2 tRNA genes and 1 rRNA gene are annotated in these 1398 nt (G+C 50.9%); all 3 read left to right on the top strand.

The window, feature by feature from the left end:
- Window positions 1–67: 67 nt before the first annotated feature.
- Window positions 68–144, top strand: a tRNA-Ile gene (locus H165_RS0118080).
- Window positions 145–176: 32 nt separating this feature from the next.
- Window positions 177–252 (top strand) — tRNA-Ala (locus tag H165_RS0118075).
- Window positions 253–487: 235 nt separating this feature from the next.
- Window positions 488–1398: ribosomal RNA gene (locus H165_RS0118070) — 23S ribosomal RNA — on the top strand; the annotation flags it as partial.

The raw sequence follows: 1398 nt of genomic DNA, 5'->3' as shown, positions 1-1398 counted from the left end.
AATCGAAGACACTGGCTTCTTCATAAGTACCCACACGAATTGCTTGATTCAGTTGCGAGAGGCGATTGGGTCTGTAGCTCAGTTGGTTAGAGCGCACCCCTGATAAGGGTGAGGTCGGCAGTTCAAATCTGCCCAGACCCACCAATTGTCGCGGGGTCGTAAGGCCAGCCGACATTGGGGCCATAGCTCAGCTGGGAGAGCGCCTGCTTTGCACGCAGGAGGTCAGGAGTTCGATCCTCCTTGGCTCCACCAGTTCGGCGGTAGAGGCTAGAAATGAGCATTCGGGATCGAATGTTGATTTCTGGACTTTGTCTGGAATCGTTCTTTAAAAATTCGGGAAAGTGATAGAAGTGACTAGCTGATTGTTTTCACTGCAATCAGTTAATCAAGGCAAAATTTGCGAGTTCAAGCGCGAATTTTCGGCGAATGTCGTCTTCACTGATCGATCCGAGGCTGTTGTCGAGAGACAGATTGCTTGGGGTTATATGGTCAAGTGAAGAAGCGCATACGGTGGATGCCTTGGCAGTCAGAGGCGATGAAAGACGTGGTAGCCTGCGAAAAGCTTCGGGGAGCTGGCAAACGAGCTGTGATCCGGAGATCTCTGAATGGGGAAACCCACCTGGGATAACCCAGGTATCTTGTACTGAATCCATAGGTGCAAGAGGCGAACCAGGGGAACTGAAACATCTAAGTACCCTGAGGAAAAGAAATCAACCGAGATTCCCTTAGTAGTGGCGAGCGAACGGGGAGTAGCCCTTAAGCTTGAAAGACTTTAGTAGAACGCTCTGGAAAGTGCGGCCATAGTGGGTGATAGCCCCGTATACGAAAGGGTCTTTTGAGTGAAATCGAGTAGGACGGGGCACGTGAAACCTTGTCTGAATATGGGGGGACCATCCTCCAAGGCTAAATACTACTGACTGACCGATAGTGAACCAGTACCGTGAGGGAAAGGCGAAAAGAACCCCGGAGAGGGGAGTGAAATAGAACCTGAAACCGTATGCGTACAAGCAGTGGGAGCCCACTTTGTTGGGTGACTGCGTACCTTTTGTATAATGGGTCAGCGACTTATATTCAGTGGCGAGCTTAACCGAATAGGGGAGGCGTAGCGAAAGCGAGTCTTAATAGGGCGTTTAGTCGCTGGGTATAGACCCGAAACCGGGCGATCTATCCATGAGCAGGTTGAAGGTTAGGTAACACTGACTGGAGGACCGAACCCACTCCCGTTGAAAAGGTAGGGGATGACTTGTGGATCGGAGTGAAAGGCTAATCAAGCTCGGAGATAGCTGGTTCTCCTCGAAAGCTATTTAGGTAGCGCCTCGTGTATCACTGCTGGGGGTAGAGCACTGTTTCGGCTAGGGGGTCATCCCGACTTACCAAACCGATGCAAACTCCGAATAC

Origin of the sequence: Pseudomonas thermotolerans DSM 14292, assembly GCF_000364625.1 — a bacterium.
Lineage (GTDB): Bacteria > Pseudomonadota > Gammaproteobacteria > Pseudomonadales > Pseudomonadaceae > Aquipseudomonas > Aquipseudomonas thermotolerans.
This window is presented reverse-complemented; position numbering and strand designations above follow the sequence as displayed.